19 protein-coding genes are annotated in these 21,663 nt (G+C 73.6%); 11 read left to right on the top strand and 8 right to left on the bottom strand.

All coding sequences use genetic code 11. The features are described 5' to 3' along the window. Positions 1–65 precede the first annotated feature (65 nt). Positions 66–818, top strand: coding sequence for a YqjF family protein (locus tag OKX07_RS02250; protein WP_265630244.1), 753 nt, complete (start codon positions 66–68; stop codon positions 816–818). 62 nt (positions 819–880) lie between these two features. After that, positions 881–1,240, top strand: a complete 360-nt coding sequence (locus tag OKX07_RS02245) for an iron chaperone (protein ID WP_265630243.1) — start codon at positions 881–883, stop codon at positions 1,238–1,240. A gap of 280 nt (positions 1,241–1,520) precedes the next feature. Here the strand turns inward: OKX07_RS02245 and OKX07_RS02240 are convergent, their stop codons facing one another. Further along, positions 1,521–2,510 (bottom strand): alpha/beta fold hydrolase, encoded by a 990-nt coding sequence (locus OKX07_RS02240; RefSeq protein ID WP_265630242.1) that lies wholly within the window; start codon positions 2,508–2,510, stop codon positions 1,521–1,523. A gap of 63 nt (positions 2,511–2,573) precedes the next feature. Between OKX07_RS02240 and OKX07_RS02235 the strand changes: the two genes are divergently transcribed. Beyond that, positions 2,574–3,521, top strand: a complete 948-nt coding sequence (locus OKX07_RS02235; RefSeq protein ID WP_265630241.1) for a helix-turn-helix transcriptional regulator — start codon at positions 2,574–2,576, stop codon at positions 3,519–3,521. A 6-nt stretch (positions 3,522–3,527) separates the two neighbouring features. Here the strand turns inward: OKX07_RS02235 and OKX07_RS02230 are convergent, their stop codons facing one another. Next, on the bottom strand, positions 3,528–4,274 hold the full coding sequence (locus OKX07_RS02230; protein ID WP_265630240.1) for a phosphotransferase family protein: 747 nt from the start codon (positions 4,272–4,274) through the stop codon (positions 3,528–3,530). Positions 4,275–4,307: 33 nt separating this feature from the next. Further along, a complete protein-coding gene (locus OKX07_RS02225) occupies positions 4,308–5,168 on the bottom strand; it encodes a hypothetical protein (protein ID WP_265630239.1) in 861 nt (286 codons plus the stop codon). Positions 5,169–5,282: 114 nt separating this feature from the next. Between OKX07_RS02225 and OKX07_RS02220 the strand changes: the two genes are divergently transcribed. Genes OKX07_RS02220 through OKX07_RS02210 form a run of 3 tightly spaced genes read left to right on the top strand, consistent with a single transcriptional unit; the run spans position 5,283 to position 8,073 of the window. Then, positions 5,283–6,512: a cytochrome P450 gene (locus tag OKX07_RS02220; protein WP_265630238.1), complete on the top strand. Its 1,230-nt coding sequence runs from the start codon at positions 5,283–5,285 to the stop codon at positions 6,510–6,512. 56 nt (positions 6,513–6,568) lie between these two features. Next, on the top strand, positions 6,569–7,468 hold the full coding sequence (locus tag OKX07_RS02215; RefSeq protein WP_265630237.1) for a methyltransferase domain-containing protein: 900 nt from the start codon (positions 6,569–6,571) through the stop codon (positions 7,466–7,468). After that, positions 7,465–8,073, top strand: a complete 609-nt coding sequence (locus OKX07_RS02210) for a hypothetical protein (RefSeq protein ID WP_265630236.1) — start codon at positions 7,465–7,467, stop codon at positions 8,071–8,073. The genes OKX07_RS02215 and OKX07_RS02210 overlap by 4 nt, the downstream gene beginning before the upstream one ends. Here the strand turns inward: OKX07_RS02210 and OKX07_RS02205 are convergent. Next, a complete protein-coding gene (locus tag OKX07_RS02205) occupies positions 7,997–8,626 on the bottom strand; it encodes a DUF6461 domain-containing protein (protein WP_265630235.1) in 630 nt (209 codons plus the stop codon). The two genes, OKX07_RS02210 and OKX07_RS02205, sit on opposite strands and share 77 nt — an antisense overlap. A 212-nt stretch (positions 8,627–8,838) precedes the next feature. Here OKX07_RS02205 and OKX07_RS02200 point away from each other — a divergent pair, with 212 nt between their 5' ends. Continuing rightward, a complete protein-coding gene (locus tag OKX07_RS02200) occupies positions 8,839–10,260 on the top strand; it encodes an ATP-binding protein (protein ID WP_265630234.1) in 1,422 nt (473 codons plus the stop codon). 69 nt (positions 10,261–10,329) lie between these two features. Then, positions 10,330–10,755 carry a hypothetical protein gene (locus tag OKX07_RS02195; RefSeq protein ID WP_265630233.1) on the top strand — a complete coding sequence of 142 codons (426 nt, stop codon included), beginning with the start codon at positions 10,330–10,332 and terminating at the stop codon, positions 10,753–10,755. 54 nt (positions 10,756–10,809) lie between these two features. On the opposite strand, the gene OKX07_RS02190 is transcribed toward OKX07_RS02195, so the two are convergent. The 3 genes from OKX07_RS02190 to OKX07_RS02170 all read right to left on the bottom strand — a co-directional run bounded on the left by OKX07_RS02190 (position 10,810) and on the right by OKX07_RS02170 (position 13,318). Beyond that, positions 10,810–11,061 carry a hypothetical protein gene (locus OKX07_RS02190; RefSeq protein WP_265630232.1) on the bottom strand — a complete coding sequence of 84 codons (252 nt, stop codon included), beginning with the start codon at positions 11,059–11,061 and terminating at the stop codon, positions 10,810–10,812. Between the two features lie 94 nt (positions 11,062–11,155). After that, entirely contained in the window at positions 11,156–12,106 is a 951-nt protein-coding gene (locus OKX07_RS20380) for a cold-shock protein (RefSeq protein WP_322746819.1), read from the bottom strand. 123 nt (positions 12,107–12,229) lie between these two features. Then, positions 12,230–13,318 carry a lytic polysaccharide monooxygenase auxiliary activity family 9 protein gene (locus tag OKX07_RS02170; protein WP_265630231.1) on the bottom strand — a complete coding sequence of 363 codons (1,089 nt, stop codon included), beginning with the start codon at positions 13,316–13,318 and terminating at the stop codon, positions 12,230–12,232. A gap of 172 nt (positions 13,319–13,490) precedes the next feature. Here OKX07_RS02170 and OKX07_RS02165 point away from each other — a divergent pair, with 172 nt between their 5' ends. From OKX07_RS02165 to OKX07_RS02155, 3 genes are all read left to right on the top strand, one after another. Further along, positions 13,491–14,297, top strand: a complete 807-nt coding sequence (locus tag OKX07_RS02165; protein ID WP_265630230.1) for a Nif3-like dinuclear metal center hexameric protein — start codon at positions 13,491–13,493, stop codon at positions 14,295–14,297. 136 nt (positions 14,298–14,433) lie between these two features. After that, entirely contained in the window at positions 14,434–16,440 is a 2,007-nt protein-coding gene (locus tag OKX07_RS02160) for a DUF6541 family protein (RefSeq protein ID WP_265630229.1), read from the top strand. Positions 16,441–16,916: 476 nt separating this feature from the next. Next, entirely contained in the window at positions 16,917–17,858 is a 942-nt protein-coding gene (locus OKX07_RS02155) for a carbon-nitrogen hydrolase family protein (RefSeq protein ID WP_265630228.1), read from the top strand. A 135-nt stretch (positions 17,859–17,993) separates the two neighbouring features. Here OKX07_RS02155 and OKX07_RS02150 read toward each other — a convergent pair whose 3' ends face one another. Further along, on the bottom strand, positions 17,994–21,605 hold the full coding sequence (locus tag OKX07_RS02150) for a cellulose binding domain-containing protein (RefSeq protein ID WP_265630227.1): 3,612 nt from the start codon (positions 21,603–21,605) through the stop codon (positions 17,994–17,996). Positions 21,606–21,663: the final 58 nt, after the last annotated feature.

Below are 21,663 nucleotides of genomic sequence, written 5' to 3'. Positions count from 1 at the left end.
AGCGTAGGTGCGCCGACGGGGGCGCAGGCCCTGCCGGTCGCCGGGCGCGGGTGCATAGTGGCGCCATGCAGCCCCAGCCGGTGACCGCGACGGCGCCCGAGCTGGGCGGCCGGCCGATCATGCGGCAGTCCTGGCGCGACCTCACCTTCGTCCACTGGCGCGTCGCACCCGACGTCGTCGCGCCCCTCATGCCGCCCGGCACCCGACCGGACGTCCACGACGGCTCCAGCTGGGTCGGCCTCGTACCGTTCCGCATGGTCGGCGCGGGTGCCGCGCACGGCCCCGGCCTCCCCTGGCTCGGCACGTTCCCCGAGACCAACGTCCGCCTCTACTCGGTCGACGAGCAGGGCCGCCGGGGCGTCGTCTTCCTGACGCTCGAGGCGTCCCGGCTGGCGTTCGTCCTCGGCTCGCGTGCGGTGTTCGCGCTCCCCTACACGTGGGCGCGGATGCGCGTCACGGAGGCCGACGGCGTCCTGGCGTACACGTCGCGACGCCGCTGGCCCGGACCGCGGGACGCCACGACGCGCGTCGTCGTGCGGCCGGGCGAGGCGCTCGCCCCCGGCGACCCGGAGGCCGAGTTCCTCACCGCGCGCTGGGGGCTGCACACGCGCGCCTTCGGCCGGACGCTCTACGTGCCCAACCGGCACGAGACCTGGCCGCTGCGCGCGGCCGAGCTGCTCACGCTCGACGACCGCCTCGTCGCCGCGTGCGGGATCCCGGGGACGACGCACCGACCGCCGGACTCGGTGCTGTTCTCCCGCGGCGTCCGCACGGAGTTCGGCACGCCCGTCGACGCGCGGAGGCCCGTGCCGCCCTGACGCCGACAGAAGGACGTGTTCGGCAGACTGGAACCAGACCAACCCAGACGGGAGACGCAGTCATGACGACGGTGGCCGACCACGACGCCTACATCGCCGCCGCCCCCGAGCCCTTCCAGCCCTCGCTGAAGCGGTTGCGCGCGCTCCTGGCCCACGCCCTGCCGGAAGCGGAAGAGATCGTGGCCTACAACATGCCCGGCTTCCGGATCGGCGACTCGGTCGTCGCGAGCTATGCGGCGTTCAGCAAGCAGTGCGGTCTGTACGTGCGTCCGGACGCCATCTCCGAGCACGCCGACGACATCGCGGCCGCCGGACTGAAGGCGACCAAGACCGGCATCACCTTCTCGCCACCGCGGCAGCACATCCCGGACGACCTCGTCGAACGGCTGACGCGGGCGTCGCGGAAGTCCGCGGGAGTCTGACGCCTCAGGGTCCGCGGCTGCCGTCGTCGACGGCTACCCCGTCCTCGTCGGCGAGCACGGCTCGATCGACAGGAGGGCGTTCGACGCGACGAACCCAGCAGGGCATCATCGGCGCCATCACGGGTTGCTGACGACGTTCCGACCGGTGAGGGACTGCTGACACGCGGGGCGTCTTGCCCGACCCGGGCGTCGGCCGACACAGTGACCACCATGGCGACTTCGCACAGTTCGACGACGCCGCGGCAGTCGACGAACGTGTCCGCGCCGACCCGTGGACGGCCTACGACTGACTCGTGGCATCGCGCCGGTCCAGCCAGTCGACGATCACCCGGTTGACCTCCTCCGGCTTCTCCTGCTGGATCCAGTGGCCGCAGTCGAGGCTGACCACGTCCACGTCCGGCACGAACTCGGTGAGCCTCTGCGACCGCGCGACCATGTCACGCTCGCCGTAGATCATGAGTGCGGGCTGCCGGACGATGGGGTCCACGTCTGCGAGCAGGTGCCAGTCGCGGTCCAGGTTGCGGTACCAGTTGATGCTGCTCGTGAACCCCGTCGACTCGAACGCGGAGACGAAGACGGCCAGCTCGCGCTCGCTCATGAGGGGCTCGCCGAGCGGCTCCTCCGCCATCGCGAGGTCGATCAGCGCCATGCCCGGCTGGGGCGCTCGCGGGGGCTCGTTCTTGCGGTACAGGTTCCGCAGGAACCGGGCGGTGTGCTCGTCGAGGACGGCGTCGGCGACGCCCGGCTGCCGGTTGACGTGCACGAAGTAGAAGTCGCCGCCGAGCACGGCCTCCATGGCCTCGATCCAGGGTCGCTCCCCGCGCTCCTGGTACGGCAGGCTCAGGGCGATCAGCCGCTCGACGCGCTGCGGGTGCAGCAGAGCCAGGCTCCACACGACCATGGCCCCCCAGTCGTGACCGACGAACGTGGCGTCCTCGTACCCGTAGTGGTCGAGAAGGGCGACGAGGTCCCCCGTCAGGTGCTCGATGTCGTAGGCGGTCACCTCGGGCGGGCGGGACGAGCCGCCGTACCCCCGCTGGTGGGGGACGATCACGTGGTAGCCCGCCGCGACGAGCGCCGGCACCTGGTGGCGCCACGAGAACGCGAGCTCGGGCCAGCCGTGGCAGAGCACGATCGGCTTCCCGACGTTCTCGCGGCCGGCCTCGAACACCTCCAGCTGCACCCCGTTCACGGGGACGAGGGTGGGCTCGGGGAAGGCGGTCGTATCGAACGCGCGGACGTGGGTGGTGGGACTCGTCGGTGAGGTCATGCCGCCATCGTCGCGACCGGAACCGGTCACCCAGTGACCGGTTTCCCTGGCAGTGTCGTCCGCGTGCGAGCCGACCGCCTGGTGGCCATCCTGCTGCTGCTCCAGCAGCGCGAGCAGGTGACCGCAGCGGAGGTCGCCCGTGAGCTGGAGGTCTCCGAGCGCACCGCCCGCCGCGACCTCGACGCCCTGGCGATGGCCGGGGTGCCCGTGTACTCGATGCAGGGCCGGGGCGGTGGCTGGCGGCTCGTCGGCGGGGCCCGCACGGACCTGTCCGGGCTGACGGCGGGCGAGACCCGCGCCCTGTTCCTCGTCGCCGGCCCGGCCTCGGTCGCGACGCCCACCGTGAAGGCCGCACTGCGCAAGCTCGTCCGCGCGCTGCCGGAGCCCTTCCGGGTGCAGGCCGAGGCCGCGGCGTCGTCGCTGGTCAGGGACCCGCGACACTGGGGGGCGAGCCCGGCCGAGCACCCGCCTCCGCGCTACCTCGACGACCTCCAGGACGCGGTGATCCGCGGCGTCCAGGTGCGGCTCGGCTACGTCGACGGCCAGGGCGCCGCGACCGAGAGGACCGTCCACCCGCTCGGCGTCGTCGCCAAAGGGCCGGCGTGGTACCTCGTCTGCGGGACCGAGGCGGGCCGGCGGACGTTCCGGATCGACCGTGTGTCGTCCGCCGACCTCACCGACGATCCCGTGCACCGACCCGAGGACTTCGACCTCGCCGCGAGCTGGCGCGAGATCGCCGACGAGGTCGACCGCCGACGCACCCCCGTCGAGCTCCAGGCGCTGTGCGCACCCGACGGGATGTACCTGCTGCGCATGATGCTCGGCGGCCGGCTCGAGGTCGGCGGTGCCACGCCCGACGGTCGCGTCCAGGTCGTGATCCGCGGCTACAACGAGTACGCGCTCGCGGGCGAGCTCGCCGGGCTGGTCGAGTGGCTCGAGGTCACCGGCCCCCCGGGCGTGCGGGACCACCTGGCCGCGATCGGCGCCGCGCTCGTCGAGCGGTACGGCTGAGTCCGCCTACGGCTCCCGCATCCGCGCGCGGAGCACGTCGAGCTCGCACCCCGGTGCGTCGGGGTCGAAGCCGTGCTCGATCAACCAGCGCACCGCCACCAGGCTCCGCCACGACCACCAGGCGCGGACGACGTCCCGATCCGCGCCGGTGCCGTAACCGACGAGCAGGTCCTCCAGGCGCTCCTCGTGCCCGAGCGTCAGGACGGCGAGATCGAGCATCGGGTCGCCAGGGGCGGCCTCCGACCAGTCGATGACGCCGGTCACCTCGTCGCCGTCGACGAACACGTGGGTGATCTGCAGGTCGCCGTGGATGAACGCCGGCTCCCACGGCCGGAGCGCGGCCTCCGCGATGTCGCGGTTGCGCCGGACGACGTCCGCGGGCAGGACGGAACCGGCGAGCAGCCAGGCGCACTCGCGGTCGAGCCCTGCCCTGAGGTCGTCGAGACTGCGGCCCGGCCACGGCGGCAACGGGGCGTCGTGCAGCCTCCGGATGCAGGCGCCCACCGCCGCCCACACCGCCGGTGACGCCGCGGACGGTTCGCCGAGCACGCCGAGCGCCGTGCCGGGAACGGCGGCGATGGCAAGCACGGGCGGCTCCTGCCAGAGCACCACCGGCGTCGGTACCGGCGCCATCGCCATCGCCCGCACCTCGACCTCGGCGTGCGCAGGGTCGGCGTCGACCTTCAGGAACACGTCGCCGACACGCAGCGTCACGCGCTGCTTGTGGGCCGCCACGACCTCGACCTCGTCCATCGCCGACCATCCTGACGTCGGCGACCGCGGACGTCACCGGGATTGTCGCGCGCTCACCAGCGCGAGCCCTCCATGCGGTCCACCGTCGTCGTCGTACGAGCGCGGGGCGAGCCGGACGGCGGCACGCGGGCCGATCGTGAGCCCCAGACCCAGGACGGCCAGGACCCGCGCGACCTCGCCGGCGGCCAGCGAGCCGTGCCGCTCGAGCGTCAGGTGGACGCGGCCGTGGACCAGCTCGGCCCGGTGCAGCCCCAGGATGGTCGTCGAGACGGTCGTGTGACGCGGGAACCGCGCGCGGGCCGCCGCCTCGTCCTCGTGCTCCAGCACCACGAGGTCACCGGCGTCGGCCAGCTCGGCCCGCAGGGCGTCAGCACGCCAGTGGACCGGCGCGTCCACGTCGCCGGTCACGTGCCGGGACCGGTTCGCCGACGAGATGACGAGCGGCCCGCCGTCGACGGCGTCCGCGGCCGCCGCCAGGAACCGCTGCGACGCGCACGCGACTCCCGGCACGATCACCTGCGTCGTCGTCGTCCACCCGTCCGGCGCGGTCAGGCCGGGCGGGACGTGCGCGGCCGCGGGTCCGCGGAAGCCGAACGGGCCGAGCGCGGAGAAGGCAGCGACGACGTCCGCCACCAGGCTCGGCGTCACACCGCGCGGCAGCGCCGCCAGGTCGAACGCGTCGAGGACGCGTCCCGACGGCGCGGTCAGGCTGCCCGTCTGGTCACGGGGCCGACCCTTGAGCCCGTTGATCCGCATCACCGCGTCGGCGCGGCCGGTCAGGGCGTAGATGTTGCCGAACCCGTGCGCGACGGGGCGGCCCTCCGCGAGGAGCCTCGCCGCGTGCGCGACGTCGTCGGGGCGGTCGAGGACGAGACGTGCGTGGTCGTCGGACATGGGGCCTCCAGGGGTCACCAGGAAGGACCCCGCAGCCGCGCGCCCGATACCGGGCTCGACGCACGGCCGGATGAACATCCCGGCGCCGCCGATGTCTCGGGGCACGATGGGCCGATGACCGAGCACACCCCGAGCGACGAGCTGTCGGCCGACGACCACCTCGGGAAGGGCCGGACACCGGCGAGGGCCGCCGACGGCCACGCACCACGCGCCGACTGGAACCCCCGCGGCCCGCGCGTGCGCCGCGACCCGCTGGCCGCGTACGACGCGCTGCGGTCGCACTGCCCCGTCGCGCGCGGCCCGGACGGCGCGTGGACCGTCTTCTCGCACGCGGACGTCATGGCGACGGTGCTGGACCACACGACGTTCTCGAACGCCGTGTCGCGTCACCTGCAGGTGCCGAACGGCATGGACGGCGCGGTGCACAGCGCCTACCGCGCCGTGGTCGACCGGTACTTCACGCCCCAGCGGATGCGCGACCTCGAGCCGGTGGCCCGACGCGTGGCGACCGAGCTCGTCGCGACGCTCGACGTCCCCGGCCAGGTCGACGCCGTGGCCGTCGGCGCACGGTTCGCGGTGCGCGCGCAGAGCGCCTGGCTGGGCTGGCCCACGGACCTCGAGGAGGAGCTGCTGGGCTGGGTCGAGGAGAACCGGCGCGCCACCCGGTCGCGCGACCGCTCACGCACGGCCGCCGTCGCACAGCACTTCACGACGATCATCACGTCGCTGACCGCCGCGCGACGCGGCGACGACGCCCCCGCGGACGTCACCACGGAGCTCGTCCGGGACCGGGTCGACGGGCGGCCCCTCACCGACGAGGAGGTCGTCTCGATCCTGCGGAACTGGACGGGCGGCGACCTCACGTCGATGGCGCTGTGCGCGGGCGTGGTGCTCACCTACCTCGCCGACCATCCGGACCTGCAGGCTCACGTGCGCGCCGGGCTCCCGGACCGCGAGCTGGACCGCACGATCGACGAGATCCTGCGCCTGGACGACCCGTTCGTGAGCAACCGCCGCATCGCGACCGAGCCCGTGACGATCGCCGGACGGCAGGTCGCCGCCGGCGACCAGGTGATCGTCAACTGGACGGCGGCCAACCGGGACCCGCGCATCGTCGGCGACCCGGACACGTTCGACCCCGACACCCACGCCCCCTACAACCTCGTGTGGGGCATCGGCAAGCACGTCTGCCCCGGGCGTCCGCTCGCGACGCTCGAGCTGCGCGCGCTCACCCGCGCGGTCCTCGCCGCGACGACCGCGGTCGAGCCCGACCCGGACCGGCCCCGCGAGCGCGAGCAGCCACCGGCCGGCGGGCTCGCGTCCGCCCCGCTCGTCCTGCGCTGACGACGCGGCGCCCGCGGCGGTGCCGTGCCACGTCGGCCTGCGTCATGCTGGGCGACGTGCCCGCCCCCACCCCGACGACGGCGACGCCCCGGCCGCTCGAGGTGACGGACCTCCTCGTGCGCGTCGAGGACGGCCGCCGGGTGCCGGTCCGGCGGACGGACGTCGTCGACGAGCTCCGCAGCCGCGGGCAGGCACGGGCGGCGCGGCTCGCGGCACGGCTCCCGGTGCGTGCGGACGACGTCCTGGACGAGCGCGCCGTCGACGCGCTGCTCGTGCGGATCCACTGCGAGCTCCAGCGTCTGGAGGAGGAGCTCCAGCAGCCACGACGCATCGCCGAGCTGCTGCTGCCGTGGGTCGTGCGGTGGCGCGCGCAGGACCCGCGGCGACCCGTCCGGGTCGTCGACGTGGGCTGCGGGATCGGCTACGTCGTGCGGTGGCTCGCGCACAGCGGCGTCCTCGGGCCGGACGTCGAGCTCGTCGGGGCGGACCTGAACCCGGTGCTCGTCGAGGCCGCACGCAGGCTCGCCCGTGCCGACAGGGCGGCCTGCCGGTTCGTCGCGGGCGACGCGTTCGCCCCCGGGGGCGTCGTCGACGACCCGGAGCGGACCGTCGTGCTGTCGGTCGGCCTGCTGCACCACCTCGCACCCGAGGATCTGCCTGCGTTCTTCGCCGCCCAGGCGACCCTCGGCGTCGCGGTGTTCACGCACCTCGACCCGGACCCCGACCCGTGGTCGACCGCCGCGGCGTGGATGTTCCACCGTGCCCGGATGCGGGAACCGGTCTCCCGGCACGACGGCGTGATGTCGTTCCGGCGCGCGCACCCGGGCCCGGTGCTGCTCGACGCGGCCCGGCAGGGTGCGCCGGGCTACGACGTCACGGTCACCGACGGCCGCCGCCTGCGCCCGCGCATCCACGCGGCGCTGCGTCCCGTCACCGGCGTGCGGCGGGGCCTGTGAACGCGGCGACCGTGGCGAGCGCGCTGCTGGTCCTCGCCCTGCTGGACGGGGCGTTCTGCGGGTTCCGCTCCGCCCACGGCCGCGACGGTCGCGTCCTGCGTCCCGGGGCGGTGCTGCGGTCGCACGTGCAGGGCGGGCTCACCGCCGCGGCGGTGCTCGCGCCGGTCGTCGTCGGCGCGTCGCTCGACGTCGTCGCCCGCCCGGCCGCGCTCGCCGCCTACGAGCGTGCCGGGACCGCGATGCTCGCCGTCTACGTGCCCTACGCGGTGGTGGTGCTCCTGGCCGTCGCCGCGTACGCCGTCCTCGACTGGCGCCACCGCTTCCTCGCCACCGCCGTCGTGCTCGGGCCCGGGACCTTCCTGCGACCGGCCGTCGCGGTCGTCGGCGCGCTGCTGGCCGTGCGGGTCGCGTCGGACGCCCGCGTCGCGACGTTGGCCGTCGCCGCCGTGGTCGCGGTCCTCGTCGTCGAGCCGATCCTCGATCGTGGGTGGCGCCGTCGCGCGCCCGAGCTGGAGCTCCTCGAGCCGCTCACCGCGGCCACGGCACCGACGCGGTCGGGTGCGGCGTCCCGAAGACCTGGCCGCGCGTCAGATGGACACCGGTGACGCGCGCCTGCAGGGCGGCAGCCTCATCGATCGCGTCGAGCCCCCAGACCACGCCGTCCTCCTGGGGCAGCGGTGTCCCGGTCCCCTCACCGGCGTCGACGACCGGGTCGAAGTCGCGCACGATCTGCCCGCCGTCAGCGACCACGAAACGGGCGACGAGGTTCACGTTCCAGTAGAGCGCGACCGTCAGGCCGAGGCGTGACAGCGCGGTGACGGTGTCGGGCTGCACGGTCGTCCAGCCGTTCGGCTCCGCGACGGCGACAGCACCCGGGACCTCCAGGAGTGCGAGCGGACTGGCGTCGTCCTGCCAGGGCGCCTCGGGCAGCAGCATCGGTGCCATCGCGGCGTGATCGAGGCCGAGGACCCCCGCGACCTCGTCGACGTCGGCGCCCAGGACGATGGTCATCGTCATCTCGTCGGCATCCAGCCACCACGGCTCGTCCGGGCGCTCCTCGACGTACCTGCCCCCGCCCGTAGCCGCCGCGGGGACGGCCTCCAGGTTGGCCCTCCTCGCCCGGGCGTTCTCGTCGTCGTCGCCCCACTCGCCGCCCATGGCCACTCCCTCCGGCCCAGCGATCCGACCTAGCCGCGGATCGACGTCGACCTCACCGACGAGCCTCCCCGACCGACTGTCGTCGGCGCCACACCGCTCGGTGAGCTGGTCCTGTCGCTCACTCCTCCAGAAGGTCATTCGCTATCGTCGATGGTAGTATCGTCGTTGATAGTATCATCGATGATAGCATCGTCTGGCGAAGAAGGAGCAGCATGAGCGGGTTCGTCGGGCGGGCACGAGAGCTGGACGACCTGCGCGAGCAGCTCGCCGTCGTGGAGGCCGGCACACGCGACGCACGCGGCGTCGCCGTCCTGATGCGCGGGCGTCGCCGTGTCGGCAAGAGCAGGCTCGCCGAGGAGTTCGCCGAGCGCACCGGGGCGCCGCACGTCATCTTCCAGGCCGCCCGGCACGCACCCGTCGCGCAGGAGCTCGCCGGGATCGCTGACGCCGTCGCCGCCTCGAACCTCCCGAGCGCGGCCCTCGCCGCAGGCAACACCCCCACGACCCTCACCGCTGCACTGACGCTCCTCGCAGCGACCCTCCCTGACGACCGGCCCTCCGTCGTCGTCATCGACGAGGTGCCGTGGCTGCTCGAGGGCATCCCCGGCGGGGCCGGCGAGCTCCAGCGGGTGTGGGACCGCGCACTGTCCCGCAAGCCGGTGCTGCTGCTGCTGCTCGGGTCCGACCTCGCGATGATGGAACAGCTCACCAAGGCCGACCAGCCGTTCCACGGCCGGGCGACGGAGATGGTCCTGCACGCCCTGTCGCCGCGCGACGTCGCACGGATGACCGGACTGACCGGGGTCGACGCGTTCGACGCGCACCTGATCACCGGTGGGCAGCCGCTCATCGCCCAGGAGTGGCGGCACGGCGAGACACCCACCGACTTCCTCACCCGCTCGTTCGGGTCGTCACTGTCTGCGCTGGTCGTCTCGGGCACACGGGTCCTCGACGCCGAGTTCCCCGAAGGTGACCTCACCCGGCGGGTCCTGACCGCTGTCGGCGACGGCGAGCGAGCGTTCTCCAAGATCCAGGACGCCGCGGGGGGTTTGCAGCCCACGTCCCTGCACCGCGTCCTGACCGCACTGATCACCAAGCGGGTCGTCGCTGCGGACACCCCCCTGTCGACGGCGACATCACGGGAGACCCGGTACCGGATCGCCGACCCGTCCCTGCGGTTCTGGCTGCCGTTCGTGCAGCCGGCGTCGAACGAGGTGGACCGGGCGCGCCCGGACCTGGCGATGGCGAGGGTGGACCGGTCGTTCTCGACGTGGCGCGGCCGCGCCGTCGAACCGCTCGTCCGCGAGGGGGTGTCCCGGCTCCTGCTGGACACCGCGTGGGCTCACGTCGCCGAGGTCGGCGGGTGGTGGCCCCGGTCGAACACCCCGGAGATCGACCTGCTCGGGGCCGACAGGCGCCCGGCGAAGGAGGTCGCGTTCGTCGGGACGACCAAGTGGCGCACGGGCGCACCCGTGACGAGGGGCGAGGTCGCGAAGCTCGCCGTGGACGCCCGGTCCGTCCCGGGCGTCACCCCGCAGACGCCCCTGGTCGCGGTCTGCCCGGCGGGGGTCGAGGACGGCGCACCGGTCGCCGCGTCCTGGACCGCCGACGACCTCCTGAACGCCTGGCAGTGAGCTCGCGGTGTCGGACGAGGGCCGTTCCCGGCGCGACCCGGACCCGCTCACCGCGCCCGCCAAGGACACGTGACGCGCGTGTGGGTCCACGTCGAGGCGGCCGAGCTCGAGCTCCTCGCGGAGCCGGGGCGACGACCTACGCTGCCCTTCGTGGACTCCTCGCGCGAGATCTTCCGCCACCTGCCGTTCCCGTTCGAGGGTGGGCGCTTCCCCAGCGACCTGGGCGCGGTCGTGCAGCGGACGGTGCTGAGCGGTGAGCAGCCTGCGCGCGAGGTCGTGCACGCTCCCGACGGCTCCTGGCTCGTCGGCGACGGGGTCAACGACCCCAACGTGCCGGGGGCGTCGACGGTGACGCACCTGGTCCACGCGTACGACGCGCACCGCTGGAACACCACGATCGCGGAGCTCGCCGGGATGCCCCCCGGGCGCATCGCCACGCGCCCCGGCCCCGGCGCCCCCTGGACCATCGCCCTCCTGGAGGGCTGGGACGACTGAGCTCGCCGGGCTCGAGAGCGTGAAGGGTTGTTGCCGGAGCGGGGCAACAACCCTTCACACTTCTGGCGCTCCCGGTGACGACCGTCTGACGTCCGCCTCGGTGACACGCGCCACGGCCGGCACCGGCCACGTGGGCACCCGGGAGCGTCGCACCAGCGCGACGGCCCCGACCGTCACGGCCGCCAGGCCCAGCACCGGCAGCACGCCCGTCGCGGCGACGACGTGCCAGCCGAGCACCGTCGCGCCCTGGCCCGCCGCGCGTCCGTTCTCCTGCTGGACCTCGTCCGCAAGGACACCGATCCACACGACACCGGGACGCAGGCGAGCACCGACCGTGAGCTCATGCCCGCTCGTCAGACACGCGGTCCCGGAGCGGGGACCACGGACCGTCGGCGCGTCCTCACACGATCTCGACGCGGTCCGCCTGCGGTCCCCGGTCGCTCTGACGCACCTCGAACCGGACCCGGTCGCCCTCGTACAGCGGGTCCGAGCCCCGCACGACCGACACGTGGACGAACAGGTCGTCGCCGCCCGCGTCGGGGGTGATGAAGCCGAAGCCACGCTCGGCGTCGTAGCGCGCGACGACGCCCTGGCCGCCGCGCGCGGGGGCACCGGACGACCTCGGCCGCTCGGACCGACCGCGGGCCTGCGCCCCGGGCGCGTTGCGCTGCGGTGCGCCCCGTCGTGCGGCGCCGCCCACCAGCCGCACGTTGCGGGCCTGCGGCCCCCGGTCGCTCTCGGCGACGTCGAAGGTCACACGGTCCCCCTCGGACACCCCGGTCACCCCGGACAGCTCCTTGGCGTGGACGAAGACGTCCTCGCCGCCGGAGTCGGGCGTGGCGAAGCCGAAGCCCTTGTCCGCGTCGTAGAAGGTCACGGTGCCGTCCGCCCCGTCGGCCGTCACGGCCAGCGCGGCCTGGGGCCCGAGCGGCAGCAGGTGCTCGGCCTGCGGCCCCTTCTCCCCGTCGCCGACGAGGAACGCCACACGCTGCCCCTCCGCGATCACGCCACCGCCGACGATGGCCGAGCTGTGCACGAAGATCTCGGCGGCACCGCCGTCCGGGGTGATGAAGCCGTACCCCTTGCCCGGCTCGTACCAGGTGACGGTGCCGAGCAGGCCCACGGTGGCGTCGGCGGCGTAGTCGCCCGTGACCCGGACGTTCCGTGCCTGCGGACCGCGGTCCCCCTCACCCATCTCGAACTCGACCTCCTGCCCCTCACGGAGGACCTTCCGGCTGTCGTCGCCGACGATCTCGGACGCGTGGACGAACAGGTCGTCGGCGTCGTCCCCGAGGTTCAGGAAGCCGAACCCCCGCTCGGCGTCGAACCAACGGACAGTGGCCTGGGGCACGGTGGACTCCTCGTCGAAAGCAAACGTTGCTGTCACCAGTGTCCCCGACGAGACCGACGAGGGCCGCACGTCCGGACGGACGTGCGGCCCTCGTGGGTTCGGACGACGGACGACGCGCGAGGGTCAGGCGGTGCTGCAGGTCGCGCTGAGGTTGCTCGAGCTGCCGCTGCCGAGGAAGCCGGCGCTCGCGGTCGCCCCGGCCGCGAGCGAGCCGTTCCACCCTGCCGCGGTGATCGTGCTGCCGGACGCGGTGCCGTTCCACGCCTGCGTGATGGTCGCGCCGGCCACCGTCACCTTCCAGCCGGTGATCGCGGTGGATCCCGCCGTCACCGTCACCGCGGCCTGGTAGCCGCTCTGCCAGGAGCTCTGCACCGACACCGTGGCGGTGCAGGTGCCGGCGCCGGGGTTCGGGGCCGGCGTCGTCGGGTTCGGGGCCGGCGTCGTCGGGTTGGGCGCCGGCGTCGTCGGGTTCGGGCCCGGCGTCGTCGGGTTGGGGGCGGGAGTCGTCGGGTTGGGGGCGGGAGTCGTCGGGTTGGGGGCCGGGTCGCCGCCACCGAACTGCACGTCGCTGCACTGGTAGTACGGCTGGTCGAGGTGGCTCGCCTGCCAGATCGTGAACACCACGTGGTGCCCCGTGCGGTCACGCGGGATGCTCACGTCGGTGACGTACGGGCTCGACGCGGCGTAGCGGCCCGTCGTCTTGACGAGCTCGAGGTCGGACCACGCGAGGGCCTTGGTCCTCGCGTCGTAGCCCTGCTTGGTGACGTAGATCTTCAGGTAGTCCGCGCCGTGGTTGGACGGGTCGTGCACGGTGAGCCGGAAGTCGTACGGCTTGGCGGTCGTGCGCCACGGGCCGGGGTCGTTCGCGGCGTCGTAGATCGGGTTGTCGGCGGAGCAGAGCTTGCCGTCGGGGATCACCTGCTCGTGCCGCCCGCCGACGTTCTCCTTGAAGATGCCGTTCCAGTTCCACATGGCGTTGGGGTTGGCACGCCACGCGTCCCAGCACTGCGGGTCCTGGGTCGCCATGGCGGGGTCGGTGTGCGCGCCCGACCAGCGGTCGTAGCAGCCGTAGATGCGGGCGGGCGGGTCGGACACCGCGCCGTGGGCCGAGGCGGGCGCAGCGAGGACGACCGAGCCGGCCACCAACGCCGCGCCGAGCACGAGGGTGCCGGCCGCGGCGACAGCGCGGCGCAGGGGTGAGAAGGGTGACATGTCCACCTCCGGGACGAGACGTGCAGGGACGTACGCACCCTTCGGCGGGGGGCGGGTCGCGGCAACCGACGAAACGCTTGGGAGGTCACGTCCGGCATCGTCCCCGCGTCGTCGACGACCACGATGACGAGGGACGCAGGAGCACCGCGCGCGGGTCGTTAGGGTGGCGGGCGTGACGGTGACAGCACGGCAGGTGGCGGAGCGGATCGGCGCGCACGTGGGTGTGCCACCGCGGTCGACGACGGTGGACGGCTTCCTCGCCGGTGACCCGGACGCCCCGATCCGGGGGGTCGCCGTGACGATGATGGCCACGCTCGACGTGCTGCACCGCGCGGCGGAGCGTGGCCTCGACCTCGTCATCACGCACGAGCCGCTGTACTTCGACCACCACGGTGCGTCGGACGCGGTGCTCGCCGCGGAGGGCGACCCGGTGTACGCGGCGAAGGCGGCGTTCGTCGCCGAGCACGGGCTCGTCGTCCTGCACCAGCACGACGCGTGGCACGACCGCGAGCCGGACGGCATCCTCACCGGCGTGGCACGGGCCCTCGGCTGGCTCGACGCCGCGCGGGCGGGCGACCCGGGGGTCTACGACCTCCCCGCCACGACGCTCGGTGCGCTGGCCGCGCACGTCGCGCAGGCGTTGGGCGCTCGTGCGTTGCGCTACGTCGGCGACCCCGGCGCGTCGGTTTCCGTCGTCGGCCTGCAGCCCGGGTTCCTGGGGTTCGCGCTCAACCGGCACCTGCTCGCCCGGCCGGACGTCGACGTGCTCGTCCTCGGTGAGGGCCACGAGTGGGAGACGGGTGAGTACGCCGCCGACGCGGTCACCGCGGGCGTGTGCGCGGGTGTCGTCGTCGTCGGGCACGTGCCGTCGGAGCAGGAAGGCATGACGGAGCTCGGCCGCTGGCTGACGGGCCTCGTGCCCGAGGTCCCCGTCGAGCTCGTCGCCGCCGCCGACCCCTTCCGGACGGTCGCGGTCTAGGGACCCCCGCAGGTCGCCGACGGGCGCGTGGCGACCGACGAGCCAGGCTGAGGCGTTCCCTCGCGGTCGAGTCTCGCGCGCGCCGGGTGAGGCCGGGGCGCTCAAGGCTCGGTGGGGGCCTGCCGATGCCTACCTCGTGCCCTGGCTGTCCGCTGCCGTCCTCGCCGCGTGCCTGGTGCTGGTCGTGGTGGTCGCCGGTGGCGCGGTCCTCGTCGCCGCCGGGGCGCGCTGGCGCGACGCTGCGAGTGCCGCGCCGGCGGTCGGCACGGGTGTGGTCGCAGTCAGTGCTGTTGCCGGGGCCTTTCTCGAGGTCGCCTGGGGAGCCTTCACGGTGGCGGTCGGCACGGTGGTCTGTGCGGCCCTGGCGGCGGTGCTCGCCGGGCGGCTGCGTCGACGCCGGCTCGCAGGTGCCGAGCCGGTCGTCGAGCCCACGGCCAGCCGCACGGCGGTGCCGGCGACGCGCACGTCAGGCCGGCTCACGACGGCTGCCGCCGTGCTGGCCGGCTCGCTGCTCACCGTGGTCCCGCTCGCTGCGGCGATGGGGCGCCCTGACCGGGTCCAGAACGCGTGGGACGCCCTGTTCCACCTGGCGGCGGTCGACCTGCTGCGGACCAGTCCGGGGGGAGACCTCCGCGCCGTCTCCGAGCTCGCCGCGCCGGGCGGTGATATCACCTACCCGTTCGCCTGGCACGCGGTGGCTGCCCTCACCCCCGGAGGCGTAGACCAGATCACGGCGGTGAACGTCGCAGCTCTCGTGCCCGTCGTGGTCTTCGGGGTGGCCGGCATCGCGGCGCTCGGCCGGGCGTTGTTCCCGAGCACTCCGCACGTCGCCCCGGTCGCAGCCGTGCTCTCGGCCGCCGCGCTCGGGGCGCCTCTGGCGATCGCGATCCAGCCCGGGTTGATCCCCAACGCCTACGGGTTGGCACTCGTGCCGGGGGCACTGGCCTGGGTCGTCCGGCCGGGGCGGGTCACGACAGCGGCGGTGCTGCCAGCCGTGCTCGCAGCCACCGGGATCGGGCTGAGCCACCCCGGTGCGCTGCTCGGGCTGCTGCTCCTCACGACCCCCTGGGTGGTGGCGCGGGCTGTGCGGTGGCTCCGCGCGCCCGGGGTCCGCTCGCCGGCGGGACAGCGACGGGTCCTCGCGCTCGCCCTGGGAACCCTCTGCGCGGTGCTCGCGGCCGTGCTCGTCGTCGGGCGGAGCCCGACGGCCGCCGCGGTCGCCGGAACCCGCGTGAAGGAGCCGGTCGAGGCGGGGGAGGTCGCACGGCGGCTGCTCACCGGGGACCTCGGCGAGTGGCCCGCACGACCGCTGGTCGTCGTCGCACTGGCGGTCGTCGGTGCGCTCGTCCTTGCTCGTCGTCGTCAGCAGCCGGCCCTCCTGGCCGCGGCCCTCCTCGCGGTCCTGGCGTACGTCAGCGCCGCGAGCTCGTGGTCCCTGATGTCCTCACTCACAGCGCTCTGGTACACGGAGACCCGCAGGATCGCGCCGCTCCTCGGTCTGATGGCGACCGTGATCGCCGCCTACGGGCTCGTGGTCGTCGTGGGGTGGGCACGCGACGCAGCGCGGCGACTACGCATTCCGGCGCCGGCGGGGAAGCTGCTCGCCGTGGCGTGCGCGGTCGTGCTGATGACGGCCGGGGTGGCGACCGGCGTCCGCGCGATCCACGGTGACGCGCAGGACGCGTTCTCCCAGGACGTCTCGGACGATCCCCATCCCATGTCGCGAACGCCGTACCTGACGGTGGCCGAGGAGCAGATGATCCTGCGGCTGGGCGCCGTGCTCGGGCCGGAGGACCTCGTGCTGGGCTCGTCGTTCACGGGCACCGGCCATCTGGCCGTGCTGGCCGGCACCCGGGCGGTCCAGCGGTACCACACGACACCACTCGCGGCCGACGCGCTCCTCGTGGACAGGCGCGTCGCGGACCTCGGTCGGGACCCGGCCGTGTGCGCGGCGGTGCGGCGCCTCGGCGTCACCCACCTGTACATCGACCCGTACCCGCTGCACTCCACCTACTGGCTCCGCGAGTACCCGGCCACCTTCACCACACCCCCTGGCCCCGCGGCGCGCCTCGTGGACCAGGGCGGCTCCGCCTCCGTCCACTCGCTCGCGGACTGCTACCCGGACCCGTCCTCGGTGGACTGACCCGCTGCCCAGGGCTGCACCGGACAGCACCGGGTGGTCACGCGCACCGTCGCATGCCGCACGCCGTCGGGTCGTCCTGCACCAGCACGACGCCTGGCACGACCGCGAGCCCGACGGCATCCTGATCGGCACCGCCCGGGCCCTCGGCTGGCTCGACGCCGAGCGGGCGGACGACCCGGGGGTCGACGACCTCCCCGCCACGACGCTCGGTGCGCTGGCCGCGCACGTCGCGCAGGCGTTGGGCGCTCGTGCGTTGCGCGACGTCGGCGACCCCAGCGCACCCGTGTCGACCGTCGGCCTGCAGCCCGGGTTCCAGGGGTTCGCTCGGTACGACCAGCTGGTCGAGGTGGAGGCGGTCGCGATCTGCCCTCTTGTGGGCGGTGTCGCCGGGGAGTAGACACGAGACGACCCCACGGGTCCCCGTCGTCGACGTCCTCACGGCGGCCGGTCTCGAGCACCAGGAAGCTGGTCGGCCGATGGCTCTCACCCGGGTCGCCGCGGTCCAGGCCGCGCACGTGCTCATGGACCGGCAGGCGTGCCTCGACAAGGCGGTGCGCCTGATCGAGGAGGCCGCCGCCGCGGGGGCCCGGATCATCGTGTTCCCGGAGGTCTTCATCCCGGGCACGCCCCTGTGGATGGACTCGAGACCCATCTGGGACGGCGACGAGGAGTGGTTCGCCCTCCTCCTCGACCAGGCGGTCGTGGTCCCCGGCCCGGTGACCGACGCACTGGGTGCCGCCGCCCTCGCGGCCGACGCGTACGTGGTCATGAATGTCGAGGAGCGAGAGCCGCACGGCTCGACGGTCTACAACACGACGCTCTACCTCGGCCCCGACGGGAGCCTGCTCGGCACGCACCGCAAGCTCGTGCCCACCGGGTCGGAGCGCACGGTCTGGGGGATGGGCGACGGCTCGACGCTGCCGGTGGTCGAGACGCCGTACGGTCGGCTCAGCGGGCTGACGTGCTGGGAGAACTACATGCCGCTCGCACGCTTCTACCTCTACGCACAAGGGGTGGACATCTGGACGGCGCCCACGCTCGCCGGCGGGGACGGCTGGGTCGCGACCCTGCGCCACATCGCACGCGAGGGCCGCTGCTACGTCATCGGCGTCAACCCGTGCACCCACATCGACCAGATCCCGGCGGACTTCCCCCACCGCGACCGGCTCTGGACCGTCAAGGACGGTGACGGCGGCTGGGTCGAGCCCGGCAACAGCGTGATCGTCGGGCCGAACGGCGACCTGCTCGCGGGCCCGGTCCGCCACCGGGAGGCCATCCTCACGGCGGACGTCGACCTCACCCAGGTCCGCGCCGCTCGCCGGATGTTCGACCCGGTCGGGCACTACAACCGCCCGGACGTCTTCCGCCTGACCGTCGACACCCGCCCGCGACCGGCGTTCACGATCGGCGAGGGGTAGCGCAGGGCACGAGCCCAGGACCACGCGGGGAAGTGTGAAGCGTTGCTGCCGGATCCCGGCAACAACGCTTCACACTTCATCCCGGTCGGGGCTGGATCGACCTCTCGCGAGGAGGGGTGATCGCGTCCCGGTGGGTCAGGCGCAGGTGGCGGTCATGCCCTGGCCGCTGCCCGTGCCCAGGAAGCCGAACTCGGTGGACTTCCCCGCCTTCACCGAGCCGTTCCACGGCGCGTTGGTGAAGCGGACGGCGCCGCTCGTGCCGCTGTTCACCGAGCTCCAGGAGCTGCCGACCCGGGCGCCGCCGGGCAGGACGACCGTGGTCGTCCAGCCGTCGAGCGACGACGAGCCCGCGGTGACCTTCACCGTGGCGACGAAACCGCCGGGCCACTGGTTCAGCGACACGGTCGCGGTGCATCGGGCCGGGCCCGTGGGTGTCGGGGTCGGCGTCGGCGTCGGCGTGACCGTCGGCGTCGGGCTGACCGTCGGCGTCGGGGTCGGCGTCGGCGTGACCGTCGGCGTCGGGGTCGGCGTCGGCGTGGGCGTGACCGTCGGCGTGGGCGTCGGCGTCGGGGTCGGTCCCGTCAGGATCGCGTCGATCTGCACGTCGTCGATCGCCCACCACCAGTTGTTGCCCGCCGTGTAGCGGAACTTCACCGTCGCCGAGGTCGCGCCCTCGGGCACGTCCACGGCGTGGTCGCGGTGGCTGTTGATGTCGGTCATCTCCGGTGAGCCGGCTCCCCACTGGGCCAGCGTGACGCGCTCGCCCGTGTCGAACTCGATGAAGGCCTCCGCCGTCTGGTCGGCCTCCTGGCGGTAGCTGTTGTCCCACTGCACGCGCACCTGTCCCGCTCCCTCGGGCAGCGTGAGCGCGGGTGCGTTCAGCGTCGTGTCGATGCGGCCGGCGCCTGCGGCGTCGTTCCACTCGTCACCGTCGGCGACCGCGAGGACGCCCGTGCCCTGGGTGAACTGGTCGCGGCCCTGGATGTCGGCCAGCCAGAACTCGGGCGTCACGAACGTCCAGCCCCGCAGGTCCTGCATGCCGCCGGTGCCCATGCCCGCGGCGTTGGTCACCGACCAGCCGGCGGGGCCCTGCTGCGTCCAGCCGACCACGCCGGGGTTGTGCCCGATGCCCGGCTTCAGGCTGCCGGCGAGGCCGTCGAACGACTCGTCCACCAGCACGTCCAGCAGGCTCTCCCACTGGGCGTACAGCGTGATGGTGGTCTGAGCCGGCGCAAGGGCCGTCACCTTCGCGGCGTCGGCGAAGCTCTCGCCCGATCCGTCGGCCGCGGTGTTCCAGCCGGCGAAGCGGTGGTAGGTGCGCTCGAAGCCGTTCGCCGCGAGCGTGCCGGTGCCCTTCGCCGGCAGCTCGCTCATCGCGGTCTCGCCGCCCGTCGCGCCGTTGCCGTCGTAGACGACGGCGTAGTCGCGCGGGTGGCCGAACACGCCGGTCACGACGACGTCGCGCTCGGGCATCTCGAACTTGTCGTTGCGGCCGACCGGGATGGTCCCGACCTGGACGTCGAGGCCCTCGACGGCGACCTCCCAGCCCCACAGCTTCTCGTGCTTCTCCGCCTTGTGCTTGAGCTTCACGAGCCGGCCGCCGGCCGCCTCACCGGGGATCGCGGTCACGGTGCCGCCACCGCGCACCTGGGTGGTGACGGTGTGCAGCTCGGTCGACCCGGACGACCCGGTGAAGACCGCCTCGATCGACACGTGCGAGGACGGCATGGTGAAGGTGCCGTCGACGAGGTCGACGTCGCCCTCGAGCACGTCCCAGCCGAGGAGGATCTCGCCCTTGGCGGGGGACGCGGTCAGGGTCACGGTGTCACCAGGCATCGCGTCGGCGACGTCGGAGGTCACCTCGCCCGCGCCGGCGGAGGACAGGCGCACGTCGTAGCCGTTGGTGGTGAAGGTGGTCGAGATCGCCTCACCCTCCTTGCCCCACGTGTTGATCGGCGCGACGGCGACCTCGTACTCGTGGCCCGCCTCCATGTTCCAGATGATGTGGTTGCGCGTCGCGGGCATCGGGATCTTGTAGAAGCCGGACCACTGCGTGAACGTGTTCACGACCTGCCCGGTCGCGGTGTCGGTCACCGTGTAGCGGTACTTGTGGACGATGTCGCCCACCTCGTTCGGCGCGACCTCGGCCTGCCGGAACGTGACCATCGCCTCGGTCGGGATGATGTCGGTCACCTCGACCGCGGCACCCTCGGGCCACACCGGTGCCGACGTCTGGTCGGCGCGCGCATCGCCCAGCGGGAAGCGCTCCTCGAAGGCGAGCGACTCCTCGACGCTGTCGGCGACGTCCCACGTCCAGACCTGGTCCACCCAGGCCTCGTGGAGCAGGTCGTAGGTCTTGATCGTCACGCGGGAGCCCTCGACCTCGACGATCGAGGTCTCGCGGTTGTCACCGCCGTCGTCCGGGGTGCTGTCGTTCACGACCTTGCTGTACGGGTTCGTGTTGGCGACACCGCGCTCGAACTCGTAGTACGCCAGCGGCGGGGCGTTGACGGTCGTGAAGCCGCCGGCACCCTCGACGCCCTGCCAGATCGACGTCGAGATGTGGTTGGGGGTGTGGATGTGGCCGCTCCAGACGACCGCCTGGGGGTACTGCTCGAACAGCGACTCGAAGCTGTCGCCGCAGCCCGTGGCGAGACCCGATCCGTACCACTCGGTCGACACGTAGTGCGTGCACCGCAGGGGCGAGTGGACGAGCACGAAGATCGGCAGCGTCGGGTCCTCGGCGACCGCGGCGGCGAGACGGGTCTCGAGCCAGTCGGCGGCGTACGCGTAGTCGCTGCCGTTGCTGTTCGAGGGGAACATGGTCTCCTCGTTCAGCGGGCCCGAGCCGGGGCTCACGGTGAGGAAGTGGTACCCGTTCATCACGTAGTCGGCGTTGGGCGCCTGGCCCATGGTCGACTGGAACAGGTTGTAGCCGGAGAGGTTGGACCCGACGTCGTGGTTGCCGAGCGACGCGATCACCGGCAGGTCGCCCTGGCTGCGGTCGAGCGTGTCGCGCAGCCCCTGGTACTCGGCGGCCGTCGCGTTGTTGGTGAGGTCGCCCACGAACAGGGCGGCGTCCACGTCCTGCTCCTGCCAGAAGTCGAACGCCATGTCGAGCTCGGACCAGCTGTTGTGGATGTCGCCGAGCGCGGCGAACGACAGCGTGCCGGGCTCGTCCGCCGGGAACTCGATCGCGTCGGTGGCCGCGCGCGCCGCCTCGGCGGCGGTCGGCTCGGCGGCGGTCGGCTCTGCGGCGGTCGGCACGGTGGACGTCGGCGCCGCCGGGGCGGGTGCGTCGACCGTGACCTCGTAGGTCTCCTGGGCGAGGTTGTCGGCCGAGTCCATCGCGGCGTAGGTCACGACGTAGGTGCCGGGGACCCCCGGGGTGAGCGGGAAGGCGCCCTCGGCGTTCTCGTAGAGCCGCACGTCGACCCCGTCCGGGCCCGTCGCGGTCACGACGACCGTGGGAGTCTCGCCCGAGTCGTCGGTCGCGGTGGCCGCGGGGAGGACGAGCTGCTGGTCCAGCTCGGCGGTGGCGGGGACGTCGACGGCGGACAGCACCGGTGCGGTGGTGTCCTCGCTCGCCGGCGCGCTGGTGGACGGCGTGGGGGCGGGCGTCACGGGGGCCGAGGCAGCGTGCGCGGGCAGCACCGTGAGCGATGCGATCACCGCGACGGTCGCGACGCCCGCCAGCGCGCGGCCGGCCCGGGTGCTCGCCCGGGGGGATGGGGTCTGTGTGGACACGACGAACTCCCAAGTTCGACAGGAAAGGTCCCGCACAGGTCACCGTCCCCGGGCGACC

It is taken from the genome of Cellulomonas sp. S1-8, from assembly GCF_026184235.1.
GTDB lineage: Bacteria > Actinomycetota > Actinomycetes > Actinomycetales > Cellulomonadaceae > Cellulomonas.
This window is presented reverse-complemented; position numbering and strand designations above follow the sequence as displayed.